Below are 15065 nucleotides of genomic sequence, written 5' to 3'. Positions count from 1 at the left end.
CCGTCAGCACCTGCGCGACCGCCTTGTCGGCCGTGCACGTCGTGACGATGTCGGCACCGGCGGCGGCCTCCGACGCCGACGCGCACACCGTGATGTCGAACCCGCGCGGGGCGAGGTTGCGCACGAACTTCGCCGACGCCGCAGGGTCGACGTCGTAGATCCGCAACCGTGACACCCCCAGCACCCCCCGGAACGCGAGAGCCTGGAACTCGGCCTGGCTGCCCGCACCGATCATCGCCATCGTCGACGAATCCGGGCGCGCGAGGCGCCGGGCGACCATCGCCGACGTCGCCGCCGTGCGCAACGCCGTGAGCATGGTCATCTCGGCGAGGAACACCGGGTAACCGTTGTGCACATCGGCGAGCACACCGAACGCCGTCACCGTCTGGTAGCCGCGGCCCGGGTTGAACGGGTGACCGTTGACGTACTTAAACGCGTACACGTCGGGGTCGCTGATCGGCATCAGCTCGATCACCCCGAACGGCGTGTGATTGGCGACGCGCTCGCTCTTGTCGAACGACTCCCACCGGCGGAAGTCCGCCTCGATCGTGTCGGCCATCTCCGTCATGATCGTCTCGGCCCCACGGCGCGCGATCCACTCCACCATGTCCTGCACACCCACGAACGCGGTCATGCCGTCACCTCGGAACCGTCAGCCAGGGCGCGGGCGACCTCCACGAGGGTCCGCACCGGCACACCGGTCCCGCCCAGCGGCATGTACCCGTAGGCCGAATCGGAGTTGTAGGCGGGGCCGGCGATGTCGAGATGTGCCCACGCGACTCCGTCCTCGACGAATTCTCGGAGGAACGCCGCCGCGCCGAGCATGCCGGCAGCGGGCTTGCCGACGTTCTTGAGGTCGGCCGTGGTCGACTCGTAGGCAGCCAATACCTCCTCGGGGATGGGCATGGCCCACATCGGTTCGCCTGTCGCATCGGCTGCGCGAACGACGGCGTCGCGGGCACTCCGCACCCCCATGACGCCCGAGGTCCGATACCCGAGCGCGGTCACCTGGGCGCCGGTGAGGGTCGCGAGATCGAGAAGCAGATCCGGCTTCTCCTCCTGCGCAGCCACCAGAGCATCGGCGAGGACGAGTCGCCCCTCGGCGTCGGTGTTGATCACCTCGACGGTCTTGCCGCCGTAGATGCTGACGACGTCGCTCGGGCGCACCGCCGACCCCGACGGCATGTTCTCGGCCAGCGCCAGCCATGCCGTCACCCGCACGGGCAGCTCGAGCTCCGCGATCGCGAAGAGCGCCTGAGCCGCCGCCGCAGCGCCGGCCATGTCGGACTTCATCTTCTCCATGTTCGCCGCGGGCTTGATCGAGATGCCCCCGGAGTCGAACGTGATCCCCTTGCCGACGAGCGCGATGTGGCGGGTCGCGCCAGCCGGGTCATAGGAGACCTTGACCAGCCGCGGCCCCCGCACCGACCCGGCTCCGACGCCGATCAACCCCCCGAATCCTCGTTCGCGCAGCTCGTCGTCGTCGATGACGTCGACGACGACGGAATCGCCCTGGCGCTGCGCGCGCTCCACGATGGCATCGGCGAAGGACACGGGGAACAGGTGGGACGGGGGCTCGTTCACGAGATCGCGTGTGGCGGCGACGGCGCGAGCGAGGATCGTGGCGCGATCGAGTGCCGATCGCGCGTCTCCTCCGACCGCGATCGCGATGGTCCGCCCGGCGATCGTCGCGCTGCGCTCGGCGCGATGCGCGGTATGGCGATACGCGCCCAGCAGCGCCCCCAGCGCCACGGCTTCCGCACTAGCGGGATCGTTGACGGGAAGCGCGATCCCGATACGCTGCGCGGATTCGAGGGATCGCAGCGCCGAGCCCGCCGCCCGCCGCAGCACCTCGTCACGGGCCGCGACGTCGTCCGAACCGGCGCCGGCGAAGTCGCCGAGGCCGACGAGCACGACGGATGTCGAAGCGATCGAGGCCGGCGACGGCACACGCGCGACCGCGCCCACCGCTCCCTTGTGCCCGACCGCCGCTGCGGCGGTCGTGAGCGTGGATGAGATCTCGTCCGGCAGCGCGGGCGCCGCGACTTCGAGAGCACCGTCGCGCGTGCCGACACCGACGACGAGCACATCGACGTCAGCCGAGGCGGCTTCTCCCGACAGGATCTGCAGCGTGGGGAGCGTGGTACCGATGAGTGTCATGATGCTTCTTCCAGACGGGCATGAGTGCGAACGCGATGCGCATGATGCGCGACGAGGCCGAGCACTGCTCCGTACTGCACCCCGACGACGTCGGTGACGGGAATGCCCTCGGGACGCTCGTCGGAATCACGCCGAGCCAGCCACCCGTTCCACGATCGCTCCAGATCGGCGGCTGCCCGCCGGACCGTCGCGGGCGCCGACCCGGCGGCGACCTCGGCCCGCAGCGCGCGGAGCAGTGCTCCGCCGAAACGCAGACGGTACATCCACACGACCGACATCGGCCGCTCGGCCACGATCGCGACCCGATCGTTCGCGGGGTCCTCGGCACGGTCGATCATGTGCTGTCCTGCGCGCGTCATGCCGGGCACGAACGCCTCCGCACTGCGCAGGAACGGCGAGTCGATGGTGAGCGACGACCGGATGCTGTCGAGCACCGCGCAGAGGTGCGTCCCCGTCCCCACGAGCGCCTCCCCCGCCTCACGCAGAAGGTCCGCGTAGTTCGTGCCGGACGGCTGCGTGTCATCGGCGCCGAACGTCCGCCAGATGGGGAGTTCGGCGATCAGCGAGAGCGTGCCGTAGCGGCTCGCATAGCTGGTCGAGGACTGACCGGCCCCTCCGGGCGGCGCAGGGTCGAGGCCGTTCTGGACGCGCCATTCGTAGACGTCCTCCGACGTCCCGGCGGCGAAGACGGCCGGCGCCAGCTCGGTGAAATGCGACGCTTCGGGCTCGCCGAGGTGCAGGGGGATCCCGAGTTCGGCGGGAAGGCGATGCAGCAGCGGCGCCAGGTCGCGTGCGTCCGGAGAGAGGTAGTAGTAGGCGCCGCCCGTCTCGGAATTATGCAGGGGGATGTAGAGGTCGGGCCGCACCTCATCGATGGCGCGCTGCAGAGCCCGGGTCTCGGGGAGCGTGGCATCGAAGTACTTCTTCTTGTAGTCGATCGGGAACGTCCACTCCACCTGCTCGTGCCCCGGCGGACGATAGAAGTGGCGGAAGTAGGTCTCGCCGTCGAAGGGCTCGTCGAACCACCCCTCGTTCAACCGCATGCCGTCGGGATCGATGCAGGGAATGACGTGCCACACCGCGTGCAGGCGCTCCCGGAGCGATCCGTCGCGCAGAAGGTCGTCGATCAGACGGATGACGGTGTGCGAGCCGATCGGCTCGTTCGGATGGATGCCGCCGACCACCAGACACCGTGCGCGCCGATCGTCGGCATCCGTCCCGCCGTCGACGGTGTACTGCATGATGGGCTCGCCCAGACGGGAGGTGCCCACGCGTCTCTTCGTGACCAGGTCGGGGAACTCCTCGCGCAGCGCTTCAACGCGCTCCAGCAGTTCGTCGACCGTGGGGTATCCGTCCAGCTCCGGCAGGGAGGATGCCCGCATCACGATCTCGTCGTCGGAGATCGTGGCCGCCATCGCTTCCGTCGTCATACCCGTCCTCTTTCTCTTCGTCGTCTCTGCTGGTGTTCCGGGTCCGGCACGGGCGCTGCGTCGAGAAGCCGGCGGGTGTAGTCCTCCCGCGGATTCGACAGGACCTCGCGCCGTTCGCCCTGCTCGACGATGCGGGCATTGCTCACCACCACGATCCGATCGGCGAGGCTGTCGACGACCGCGAGATCGTGGCTGACGAACAGGCAGGCGAAGCGGAGCTCGTACTGCAACCGGCGAAAGAGATCGAGCACGGTGGACTGCACCGAGACGTCGAGGGCGGAGGTCGGCTCATCGGCGATCAGCAGGAGCGGATCGAGGGCGAGGGCACGGGCGATCGCGACGCGCTGTCGCTGTCCGCCCGAGAGTTCGTGCGGATACCTCGTGGCCCACGACCGGGAGAGGCCCACCGCGTCGAGGAGTTCGTCGGTGCGGGCCTGCAGCACCTTCCCCCGCATGCGGCCGTGCACACGGAGCGGTTCACCGATCGACTCCGCCATGGTCCACCGGGGGTCCAGGGCGCCCTGCGGATTCTGGAAGACGATGCCGATCTTCTTCTTCAGCTCGATGGCCTCGCGGCGCGGGGCGCGCACGGCATCGACGCCGTCGATCACGATCCGCCCCTCGGTCACCGGGGCGAGCCCCGTGATGGCCTTGCCGATCGTCGACTTGCCCGATCCCGATTCTCCGACCAGCGCCACGATCTCACCGCGCGCGATGCTCAGCGACGCGTGCTCCACGGCGGTCACCGATCGGATCCCCCGCCGATACTCGACGCTCAGATCATCGACCTCGAGGATGGGCACGCCGTCAGCGATGGACTCGCGTTCCGCCACGTCCAGTCGAGGCACCGCCTGAAGGAGCTGCCGCGTGTACGCCGCCTCCGGGCGCGCGAAGATTCGGGCGACCGTCTGCGTCTCCTCGACCTGACCGTGTCGCATCACCACGACGCGGTCGGCCACGTCGGCGACGACACCCATGTCGTGGGTGATGAGCAGCACGGCCGTTCCCTCACGTTCGCGGATGCGCAGGAGGAGGTCGAGGATCTCGCGCTGCACCGTGACGTCGAGTGCCGTCGTCGGCTCGTCGGCGATGAGCAGCTCGGGATCGCACGCCAACGCCATGGCGATGACCACGCGCTGCGCCTGCCCGCCGGAGAGCTGGTGCGGGTACGACCGTGCCCGCCGCTCCGGATCACGCACCTCGACCGACGCGAGCAGTTCGATCGCGCGAGTCCTGCGCTCGCGGGCGGAAAGATCGGGGAAATGCCGGCGCAGCGTCTCGCGGATCTGGAATCCGACGGTGAAGACCGGATCGAGGGCGCTGAACGGGTCCTGGAAGATCATGGCGATCCGTCGTCCGCGGATCCTCTGGAGTGCGCGCTCGTCGAGCTGGAGGAGGTCGTCGCCGTCGAAGGAGATCCGCCCGGTCACCTCGGCCGTGCGGGGCAGCAGACCCAGCACGCTCATCGCCGTCACGGACTTCCCCGACCCGGACTCGCCGACCACCGCGACGATCTCGCCTTGGCCGATATCGAAGGAGACGCCGTTGACGGCTCGCACCGAGCCCCCGCCGTGCGAACCGAAATCGACCGTGAGGTCGGTGATGCTCAGAAGGGGATCACTCACGGTCTCTCCGCTCGCTGTCGCGTTTGATCGCGGCGATCATCTCGGCGGGCAACGAGGACGGCGGAGGCGTGTCCTCGTCCTGGTCGCGGTACGCGCGCCACTGGTCGAGCAGGTTGTGGTGGAACTGGTCGACCCACGCCATGTAGCGGCTGCCGTTGCGCAGCCTGCGCGCAGGGGCCGGTTCCGAGCCGATGGAGGTCGACATCGCCGTGCGCAGCACCTCGCCCATCCTCTGCAGACCGACCTTCTCGCGGCTGAGGAACGCCCCCCAGACATCCTCCTCCGCCCGGAAGTGCGCGACGCGGCTGTGCGACACCGACAGCCGGGTGATGTACCCGGAGTCCATGAGCGCCCGTGTCGACGTCGAGATGCTGCCCGGGCTGGCGTCCAGGAGCCTCACCAGATCGGCCGACGTCAGCGAGGGCTCGTCCGTGATGATCAGCAGGCCGAGCACGCGCCCGCTCATCCTCTTGCCGCGCATCAGCTCCCACGCATCGGTGAACCGATCGATGAAGTCGATCATCTCGTCGCTCAGTGCATCCAGCGCCATGTCACGACGCCCCTTTCGTCTTCATTGGTCCATGTCTGCGGCGACGTCCGGCGTCGTCCGCGTGATTCCCACAGGCTAACGATGCGGCACGTCGGTGCCCGTCCATCGCCGCTCATGATCGTCCCCGCGGGTCGAGGGCATCCCTGAGCGCGTCGCCGAGCATGATGAGGCTGATCACCGTGACGGTCAGGAAGATGCTGGGGAACACCACCGTGTGCGGAGCGAGCTGGAAGTACGACTGCGCGGTCGACAGCTGCACCCCCCAGGAGATCGACGGCGGCACCAACCCGACGCCGAGGAACGTCAGCGTGGCTTCGGCCCCGATGACCCCACCGACCATCGTCGCGGCGATCGCCAGGGTGGGGGCGAGGGAGTTCGGCAGGACGTGCGACAGCACCACACGCAGCTGCGAGAACCCCAGCGCGTGCGCCGCCTGCACGAACTCCCGCTCGCGCACCTCCTTGACGGAGCTGCGGATCAGCCGAGCGAACGTCGGCCATGAGAAGAAGGCCAGCACGGCCGAGAGCAGCAGAGGCGTGCGGTCGGGCGCCGTGTTGAGCACGATGATCGCGCCGAGGAGGAACGGGAAGCCCAGGACGACGTCGGCGCCGCGGGCGATGAGCGAGTCGACCCAGCCGCCGCGGTACCCGGCGAGCGTGCCCAGGACGACGGCCACGATGAGGCAGATCGCGGTGGTCGTCAGGCCGATGAAGAGCGACGTGCGTGTGCCGAAGAGCACGTTGGCCATGACGTCGCATCCCTGCACGTCTGTGCCGAACGGATGCCCCGGCCCGGGAGGGCGGTTGGACGCGAGCAGATCGCACGCCCGGGGATCGCTCTGACCGAAGAGTCCCGAGAGGAACCCCGGCGCGACGGCGATGATCGCGAGGCAGCCGAGGAGAGCCACACTCACCCAGAACTGCACGCGTCCGCGCAGCGTCGCCCAGAGTCCGCGTGTGGTCGCGCGGTCGAAGTTGCCGTCGATGGCGACGGTCGCAGGCTCAGTCATTGCGGATCCTGGGGTCGAGGAGCGAGGAGATGACGTCGACGACGACATTGGTGATCAGGAAGATGAGGACGAGCGTGGTGGCGACACCGACGACGACGGTGCCCTGCTGATCCTGAATCGCCTTGTAGAGCAACTGACCCACGCCGTTGATGTTGAAGATCGCCTCGATGACGACCGTGCCGCCCAGCAACGAGCCCAGTTGGATCGCCAGCACGTTGACCACGGGTGCTGCGGCATTGCGGGTGACGTGCAGCCCGACGATGCCCCGACGCGAGAGGCCCTTGGCACGGAGCGTGCGGACGAAGTCCGATTGCATCGTGTCGATCACGCTGCCTCGCATGAGGCGCGACACCCCCGCCAATCCGTAGATGGCGATGATCAGCGCGGGCAGGATGAATGCTCGTGGCCACCCATCGCCGACTCCGGCGATGGGTGTCCACTTGAGCATGATGCCGAACACGTACTGGGCGGTGATGCCCATGACGAACACCGGGACCGATTCGGCGATGATGGTGCCCAGCAGCACCGACCTGTCGATCGCCGACCCCTGACGCAGCCCGGCGACCAGCCCCAGGACGACGCTGATCAGGACCGTCAGCCCCCACGCGGTGAGGGCGAGGGTGATGGTCGTCGGCCAGCGGCTCGCCATCTGCTCGCTCACCGACTGGCCGGTGAAGGTCGTGCCGAGATCTCCCTGGAACAGCCCTCCGAGGTAGTTCAGATACTGCTGCCAGATCGGCTGATCCAGACCGTACTGCTCGCGCAGCTGCTGCTGCACGCTCTCGGGGAGGGGGCGCTCGCCGCCCAGCGCCTCGATCGGATCACCGGGCAGCAGGAACACCGCGCAGTAGATGACGAACGTGACACCGAAGAAGACGATGACGAGCTCCAGCAGTCGCCGGCTGAGAAATCTCCACATATGCGGGGCCCGGTGATTCAGTCGTCGGCGAGGACGATCGCGGTGAGAATGGGCTCGCCCACGCCCGACGCGGTCACCTTCTGAACGCGATCGGACGTGACGTAGTTGTACGACTCGTCGAACAGCGGCACGATCGGGAAGTCCTCGGCGAGGAGCTCCTGCACCTGCGCATACGCCGTGCCGTCCTCGCCGCCGGTCAGATCCGCCTGCTTCAGCGCGGCATCCACCTCGGGATCGAGAGCGCCACCGCAGTTCTTGCACACCGGAGCGCTCGAGAACATCGCCCGCAGGGTCGACTGCTGGCTCGGGTAGAGGGCGCCCCAACGGGAGAAGAAGGGCCCGTCGAGCGCCTGGGTGTTCCTGGCCTCGCCGAACTCCGCCCATCCGACCGAGGGCCGCGCGACGGCTTCGATACCGAGGTTCTGCCGCAGGGAATTCGCGATCGCGTTGAAGAGGTCCTCGTGACCTGCCCCACCGGGGAAATGGATCGTGAGTTCGCCCTCGAATCCGCCGGCCTCCTCGAGCAGCGCAGCGGCGGCATCCGGGTCGTACTCACAGTACTCGCCGCACACGCCGTCGGGGTTGCCCGGCATGACCGCCGGTGTCCAGGCCGTGGCCGGCGTGTTGAGCCCGCCGTAGATCGCCTCGTTGATGGCCTCTCGATCGATCGCCATCGAGATCGCCTGGCGCACGCGGACGTCGGAGTAGCGCTCGTCCCAGTAAGGGATGCCGAGGTAGTTCATCCCGGGGGCCGAGAAGCTGTAGATGTTCTCCTCGTCGAAGTCGCCGGACACCTGAAGAGACCGGGTGGCCGGGAGCGCCGTGAGGTCGAGATTGCCCGCGAGCGCATCGGTGTACGCCGTCAGACGATCGCTGTAGGGCACCCAGGTGATCTTGTCGACCGTCGGCTCCGTGCCCTCGTAGTCGTCGAAGCGTTCAGCGACGAGCGGTTCACCCTCGACCCATTCGGTCGTGAGCGCGAGCGGACCGTTGCCGATCGGCTTCTTCCCGTACGCCGCCAGATCGTCGAAGGCGCTCTGAGGCATCGGGTAGAAGGCCGTCTGAGCCTGAGACAGCTGCACGGGGAACTGGCTGTCGGGCTGGCTCAGCGACACCGTGAAGACGTGATCGTCGACCACTTCGAGACCCGACATGCTGTCGGCGATCGGCTCGCCCTCGGCGGGATTGAGGTCTGCGTAGCCCTCGATGGACGCGAGCTGACCCGAGTTCGCGAACGCGTTCGTCCCGAGAGCGACCGCGTTCCAGCTGTCGACGTAGTCCTGAGCGGTGACCGGCGTGCCGTCGTGGAACGTCCAGCCATCGCGAAGTGTGATCGTCCAGGTCGTCTTGTCGTCGCTCTCGACCGACTCGGCGGCGACATAGCTGAGCTCGCCGCCGGCATCGATGAACGTGAGCGGGCTGAAGATCGACATCATGAGGCCGTAGACGTTGCTCTGGCGGCCGGGGGTGAGATCGGGCACCGGATCGGCGGATCCGATGACGAGTTCGCGCGAGGAATCGGCGGTGTCATCCGATCCACCGCTCGAGCATCCCGTGAGTGCGACGGCGAACACCGCTGTCGTCGCGATTGCGGCTTTCCACAGACCTTTCATAAAACTCCTCCTCGAGTAGTGGGGGTCCGTTCACCTTACGTTTACGATTTTCTAAACGTACAGTATGTTCGAAAGCCGGAACAGAAGCGATACTTCCACGAAACATGAGGAGCGCTCGTGAGCTCGCACGTCGCCTACGAATCGGAACTGACCTGGCTGAGCACGCGTGAGCTGGCTGCGCGCATCGCCTCGGGCGAGATCTCGGCGCGCGAGGCGCTCGCCGACCATCTCGCCCGAAGGGATGCCGTGAATCCGGCGCTCAACGCGATCGTCACCCGGGATGACGATCGCGCCGCCGATCGCGCAGAGCGCGCGGATGCCCGCAGGGCGGCAGGAGAGCCCCTCGGCGCCCTGCACGGTGTGCCGATGACGCACAAGGAGTCCACCGACGTGGCCGGACTGCCGACCACCCGAGGCTCGGCACTGCTCCTCGACAACGTGCCGATCCAGGACGCCCTGATCATCCGGCGAATGCGGGCTGCCGGAGTGATCACCAGCGGGAAGTCCAACGTGCCGGAGTTCACGGCCGGCTCGCACACGTTCAACGAGGTCTTCGGCACAACGGTCAACCCGTGGGACACGACCCGCTCGGCGGGTGGATCGTCGGGAGGAGCCGCAGCCGCGATCGCCGCCGGCATCCAGGCATCCGGAGACGGATCCGACATGGGAGGGTCGCTGCGGACACCCGGCTCGTTCACCAACATCGTCGGGATGCGCCCGACCAACGGGCGCATCCCGCATGCGCTGCCCGCGAACCCCTGGGAGTGGCTCGCCCAGCCCGGATTCATGGCGCGGACCGTCGGCGATATCGCACTCCTGATGTCGGTTGCCAGCGGCCCGGCGGCGGGGGCGCCGCTGTCGATACCCGAGTCCGGATCGGTCTTCGAGCGTCCGGAGTTCACCCACCCCGAGCGCCATGTCGCGGGTGCCGGCCTGGCGGGGCTCCGCATCGGTTTCTCGAGCGACCTCGACGGACTCCTCCCCGTCGACCCCGAGGTAGACGCGGTCGTCCGCTCCACCGTGGGCGTCTTCGCGAGCGCCGGCGCGCAGGTCGACGACGTCATCCCCGACCTGCGCGATGCCGACGAGGTCTTCCGCGTGACCCGGGCGTACGACTTCGCCGCCGACTACCGCACGCTGGTGCGCGAGCATCGCGACGAGATCAAGGACGCCGTCGTCTGGAACACCGAACTCGGCCTCGCCCTCACGGTCGACGATCTGCTCTCCGCCGACGAGGCGCGATGCCGTCTGGCCTCCGCGGTCGAGTCGTATTTCACGACGCACGATCTGCTCGTGCTGACCTCGGCACAGGTCGCCCCGTTCGACGCCCGGCTCGAGTTCCCCCGTGAGGCCGGCGGCATGCGGCTCGAGAACTACCTCGAGTGGATGCGCGCCTCGACGATCATCTCGGCGACCGGCTGCCCGGCGGTGTCGGTGCCGGCGGGCTTCACCCCCGACGGACTGCCGGTCGGGGTGCAGCTGGTGGCGGCACCCGGTCGCGACGTCGACCTGCTGCTCGCCGCGCAGGCGTTCGAGGAGCTCACCGGTCATCATCGCCGGCGTCCCGTGCTCTGAGCACCCCGAGCGGATGCCGTCAGCAAACCGCATGCATCCGCGCGAGGCACGTAGGGGAACCGTGAGGAACCGGTGAAGACCTGCGCGAGCGGAGTTGTATCGGTGACGTGCTCGACATCCTCTACCTCGCGCTGACTCTCGCGCTGTTCGCCCTCGTCTCGTTCGCCGCGAAGGGGGTGGAGAAGCTGTGATCGTCTTCGAGATCATCGCCGCGGCCCTCGCCGCCGCGGCCGTCGTCTACCTCGTGATCGCCCTCGTCGCGGCGGAGCGCATCTGATGGGCGCCGAGATCTGGTTCGGCGTGCTGCAGGCCGCCGTCCTCATCGTCGCCCTCGTGCTGCTCTACCGCCCGCTCGGCGACTACATCGCGCACGTCTTCACGAGCCCGCGCGACGCCCGCGTCGAGCGCGGCGTGTACCGCGTGATCGGCGTCGACCCGGCATCCGAGCAGACCTGGCGGGCCTACGCCCGCAGTGTGCTGGCGTTCTCGGTCGTGGGTCTGCTGCTCGTCTACGGACTGCAGCGGCTGCAGGCGTTCCTGCCCGAGTCGCTCGGCCTGCCCGCCGTGCCCGAGGGCCTCGCGTTCAACACCGCGGCGTCGTTCGTGGCCAACACCAACTGGCAGTCGTACTCGCCCGAGCAGACCATGGGCTACACCGTGCAGCTCGCGGGCCTCACGGTGCAGAACTTCGTGTCGGCGGCGGTGGGCCTCGCGGTCGCGGTCGCGCTGATCCGCGGCATCGCCCGCCGCGGCTCGACCACGATCGGCAACTTCTGGGTCGACCTCATCCGCGGACTCGGACGCCTGCTGCTGCCGATCTCGATCCTCGCGGCGCTCGCCCTGCTCGCGGGCGGTGTCGTGCAGAACTTCGCCGGCTTCACCGACATCACCACGGTCGCGGGGAACCCGCAGACGATTCCGGGCGGACCCGTCGCCTCGCAGGAGGCCATCAAGCTGCTCGGCACGAACGGCGGAGGCTTCTTCAACGCCAACTCCGCGCACCCCTTCGAGAACCCCACCGGGTTCACCAACCTGCTGCAGATCCTGCTGATCCTCGCGATCCCGTTCGCGCTCCCCCGCACGTTCGGCCGCATGGTGGGCGACCACCGCCAGGGCTACGCGATCGCCGCCGTGATGGGCACGATCTTCCTCGTCTCGACGTTCGCGCTCTCGGCTCTCGAACTCGCCGGCCGCGGCACCGCCCCCGAACTCGCCGGAGCCGCGATGGAGGGCAAGGAGGTGCGCTTCGGCATCCTGGGCTCGACCCTGTTCGGCAGCGCGAGCACCCTCACCTCCACCGGTGCGGTCAACTCGATGCACGACTCGTACACGGCGCTCGGCGGCATGATGCCGATGCTCAACATGATGCTCGGCGAGGTCGCCCCCGGTGGCGTCGGATCGGGTCTCTACGGAATGCTCGTCCTCGCGATCCTCGCCGTCTTCGTCGGCGGGCTGCTCGTGGGCCGCACGCCCGAATACCTCGGCAAGCGCATCGGCCCGAAGGAGATCAAGCTCGCGAGCCTGTACATTCTCGTCACGCCGACCCTCGTGCTCCTCGGCACGGCGCTGAGCTTCGCGATCCCCGGCATCCGGGCGGACGTCGAGGCCACCAGCATCCTGAACCCCGGCGTGCACGGCATGAGCGAGGTGCTCTACGCCTTCACCTCGGCGTCGAACAACAACGGCTCGGCGTTCGCCGGCCTCACCGCCAACACCCCGTGGTTCAACACCGCACTCGGCGTGGCGATGCTGCTCGGGCGCTTCCTGCCGATCGTGCTCGTGCTCGCGCTGGCAGGCTCCTTCGCCGCGCAGGAGAAGGTGCCCGAGACCGTCGGCACCCTGCCCACCCACCGGCCGCAGTTCGTCGGCCTGCTCCTCGCCGTGACGGTCATCGTCACCGCGCTCACCTACTTCCCGGTGCTCACCCTGGGCCCGCTCGCCGAAGGACTCGTCTGACCATGACACTCATCACCACTCGAGAAGCGGATGCCGCGGCATCCGCCCCGTCCGCCGAAAAGAAGCCGCGCACGTTCGGCTGGCCGCAGCTCGCCGCCGCCCTGCCCGGTGCGCTGCGCAAGCTCAATCCCGCCGCCCTCGTACGCAACCCCGTGATGCTGATCGTCTGGGTCGGCGCCGCGTTCACAACCGTGCTCGCGATCGTCGAGCCGTTCCTCGGCGGCCCCGGAGAGTCGGGCGGCACCCCCGTGCCCGCGCCGTTCACCGCCGGGATCGCCGTGTGGCTGTGGCTCACCGTGCTCTTCGCGAACGTCGCCGAGTCGGTCGCCGAGGGCCGCGGCAAGGCGCAGGCCGCGAGCCTGCGCAAGACTCGCACGAGCACCATGGCGCGACGGGTGGTCGCGGGGTGGGACCCTTCGACAGGCTCAGGGACCCAGCTTCTCGACGCGGAGACGGCGACCGAGAGCGTCTCGTCGGCCGAACTGCAGCGCGACGACCTCGTGATCGTCGAGGCGGGCGAGCTCATCCCGGGCGACGGCGACATCGTCGCGGGCATCGCGACCGTCGACGAGTCGGCGATCACGGGCGAGAGCGCCCCGGTGATCCGCGAGTCGGGCGGCGATCGCAGCGCCGTCACCGGCGGTACGCGCGTGCTGTCCGACCGGATCGTCGTGCGCATCACCTCCCAGCCGGGCGAGACGTTCGTCGACCGCATGATCGCACTCGTCGAGGGCGCGAGCCGTCAGCGCACTCCCAACGAGATCGCGCTGAACATCCTGCTCGCGAGCCTGTCGATCGTGTTCGTGATCGTCGTGCTCGCCCTCAACCCGATCGCGTCGTACGCGGCGTCGCCGGTCAGCATCCCGGTACTCATCGCTCTGCTCGTGTGCCTCATCCCGACAACGATCGGCGCGCTGCTCTCGGCCATCGGCATCGCCGGAATGGACCGCCTCGTGCAGCGCAACGTGCTCGCGATGTCGGGCCGCGCGGTCGAAGCCGCCGGAGACGTCACCACGCTCCTCCTCGACAAGACCGGAACGATCACCTACGGCAACCGCCGCGCCCACGAGGTGCTGCCGCTGCCCGGCGTCGACGCCGACGAGCTGCTGCGCGTCGCCGCTCTCGCCTCGCTCGCCGACCCCACGCCCGAGGGCGCGTCGATCGTCGATCTGGCGGCGAGCCGCGGCATCCGCATCGACGAGCAGACGGATGCCGTCGTCGTGCCGTTCACGGCGCAGACGCGCATGAGCGGCCTCGACCTCGCCGACGGCACGCAGATCCGCAAGGGCGCCGGCTCCGCGGTGCGGGCGTGGCTGAGTGGGGACCCTTCGACAGGCTCAGGGACCCAGCTCCTGGACGAGCTGACGGATGCCGTCGCCTCCAGCGGCGGCACGCCCCTCGTCGTCGCGGTGAAGGACCCGTCGACAGGACCAGGGGCCGGCAAGGCGGAGATCCTCGGCGTCGTGCACCTGAAGGACATCGTCAAGGACGGCCTGCGCGAGCGGTTCGACGAGCTGCGCAGCATGGGCATCCGCACCGTCATGATCACGGGCGACAACCCGCTCACCGCGAAGGCGATCGCCGCCGAGGCCGGCGTCGACGACTTCCTCGCCGAGGCGACCCCCGAAGACAAGCTCGCCCTCATCCGGCGCGAGCAGGAGGGCGGGCGTCTCGTCGCGATGACCGGCGACGGCACGAACGACGCACCGGCACTCGCGCAGGCCGACGTCGGCGTGGCGATGAACACCGGCACGTCGGCGGCGAAGGAGGCCGGCAACATGGTCGACCTCGACTCCGACCCGACCAAGCTGATCGACATCGTGCGCATCGGCAAGCAGCTGCTCATCACGCGCGGCGCGCTCACCACGTTCTCGCTCGCGAACGACATCGCCAAGTACTTCGCCATCATCCCGGCGATGTTCATGGGCATCTTCCCCGGCCTCGCGGTGCTCAACGTCATGCAGCTGCACTCCCCGGCATCCGCCGTGACCAGCGCCATCATCTTCAACGCGATCGTGATCGTGTTCCTGATCCCGCTGGCGCTGCGCGGGGTGAAGTACCGCCCGGCGAGCGCCTCGCAGATCCTGCAGCGCAACCTGCTCGTCTACGGGCTCGGCGGCGTGATCGCCCCGTTCATCGGCATCAAGCTGATCGACCTCGTCGTCAGCCTCCTCCCCGGCTTCTAGCCGTCCGCCCTTCGTCTCGTCGCTCCGCTCCTCGCTCAGGAA

The 15065-nt window shown here is 68.7% G+C and carries 12 protein-coding genes; 4 read left to right on the top strand and 8 right to left on the bottom strand.

Translation table 11 applies throughout. The annotated features are described in order from the left end of the window. The 8 genes from ACTJKK_RS11835 to ACTJKK_RS11800 form a co-directional block, all read right to left on the bottom strand. A partial coding sequence (locus tag ACTJKK_RS11835) for an ornithine cyclodeaminase (RefSeq protein WP_440748133.1) occupies positions 1–634 on the bottom strand: 634 nt, incomplete at its 3' end. Next, positions 631–2160: a leucyl aminopeptidase gene (locus tag ACTJKK_RS11830; RefSeq protein ID WP_440748132.1), complete on the bottom strand. Its 1530-nt coding sequence runs from the start codon at positions 2158–2160 to the stop codon at positions 631–633. The genes ACTJKK_RS11830 and ACTJKK_RS11835, both read right to left, overlap by 4 nt. Next, entirely contained in the window at positions 2157–3590 is a 1434-nt protein-coding gene (locus ACTJKK_RS11825) for a M14 family zinc carboxypeptidase (RefSeq protein ID WP_440748131.1), read from the bottom strand. The genes ACTJKK_RS11830 and ACTJKK_RS11825 overlap by 4 nt, the downstream gene beginning before the upstream one ends. Then, a complete protein-coding gene (locus ACTJKK_RS11820) occupies positions 3587–5215 on the bottom strand; it encodes a dipeptide ABC transporter ATP-binding protein (protein WP_440748130.1) in 1629 nt (542 codons plus the stop codon). The genes ACTJKK_RS11825 and ACTJKK_RS11820 overlap by 4 nt, the downstream gene beginning before the upstream one ends. After that, complete coding sequence (locus tag ACTJKK_RS11815; RefSeq protein ID WP_440748129.1) at positions 5208–5765, bottom strand: GbsR/MarR family transcriptional regulator; 558 nt, start codon at positions 5763–5765, stop codon at positions 5208–5210. The genes ACTJKK_RS11820 and ACTJKK_RS11815 overlap by 8 nt, the downstream gene beginning before the upstream one ends. A gap of 112 nt (positions 5766–5877) precedes the next feature. Next, the gene (locus ACTJKK_RS11810) at positions 5878–6774 is read right to left on the bottom strand and encodes an ABC transporter permease (RefSeq protein ID WP_336641168.1); all 897 of its coding nucleotides are present in this window, start codon (positions 6772–6774) and stop codon (positions 5878–5880) included. Then, positions 6767–7693, bottom strand: coding sequence for an ABC transporter permease (locus ACTJKK_RS11805; protein ID WP_440748128.1), 927 nt, complete (start codon positions 7691–7693; stop codon positions 6767–6769). Before ACTJKK_RS11805 ends, ACTJKK_RS11810 begins: the two co-directional genes overlap by 8 nt. 17 nt (positions 7694–7710) lie before the next feature. Continuing rightward, on the bottom strand, positions 7711–9306 hold the full coding sequence (locus ACTJKK_RS11800; RefSeq protein ID WP_440748127.1) for a peptide ABC transporter substrate-binding protein: 1596 nt from the start codon (positions 9304–9306) through the stop codon (positions 7711–7713). 117 nt (positions 9307–9423) lie between these two features. Here ACTJKK_RS11800 and ACTJKK_RS11795 point away from each other — a divergent pair, with 117 nt between their 5' ends. From ACTJKK_RS11795 to kdpB, 4 genes are all read left to right on the top strand, one after another. Further along, the gene (locus ACTJKK_RS11795) at positions 9424–10881 is read left to right on the top strand and encodes an amidase (protein ID WP_440748126.1); all 1458 of its coding nucleotides are present in this window, start codon (positions 9424–9426) and stop codon (positions 10879–10881) included. 187 nt (positions 10882–11068) lie between these two features. After that, a complete protein-coding gene (locus tag ACTJKK_RS11790) occupies positions 11069–11158 on the top strand; it encodes a potassium-transporting ATPase subunit F (RefSeq protein ID WP_247623718.1) in 90 nt (29 codons plus the stop codon). Beyond that, the gene (kdpA, locus tag ACTJKK_RS11785) at positions 11158–12837 is read left to right on the top strand and encodes a potassium-transporting ATPase subunit KdpA (RefSeq protein ID WP_440748125.1); all 1680 of its coding nucleotides are present in this window, start codon (positions 11158–11160) and stop codon (positions 12835–12837) included. Before ACTJKK_RS11790 ends, kdpA begins: the two co-directional genes overlap by 1 nt. Positions 12838–12839: 2 nt before the next feature. Then, on the top strand, positions 12840–15023 hold the full coding sequence (gene kdpB, locus ACTJKK_RS11780; protein ID WP_440748124.1) for a potassium-transporting ATPase subunit KdpB: 2184 nt from the start codon (positions 12840–12842) through the stop codon (positions 15021–15023). Positions 15024–15065 lie beyond the last annotated feature (42 nt).

This window comes from Microbacterium sp. 22179, from assembly GCF_052045715.1.
GTDB lineage: Bacteria > Actinomycetota > Actinomycetes > Actinomycetales > Microbacteriaceae > Microbacterium > Microbacterium galbinum.
This window is presented reverse-complemented; position numbering and strand designations above follow the sequence as displayed.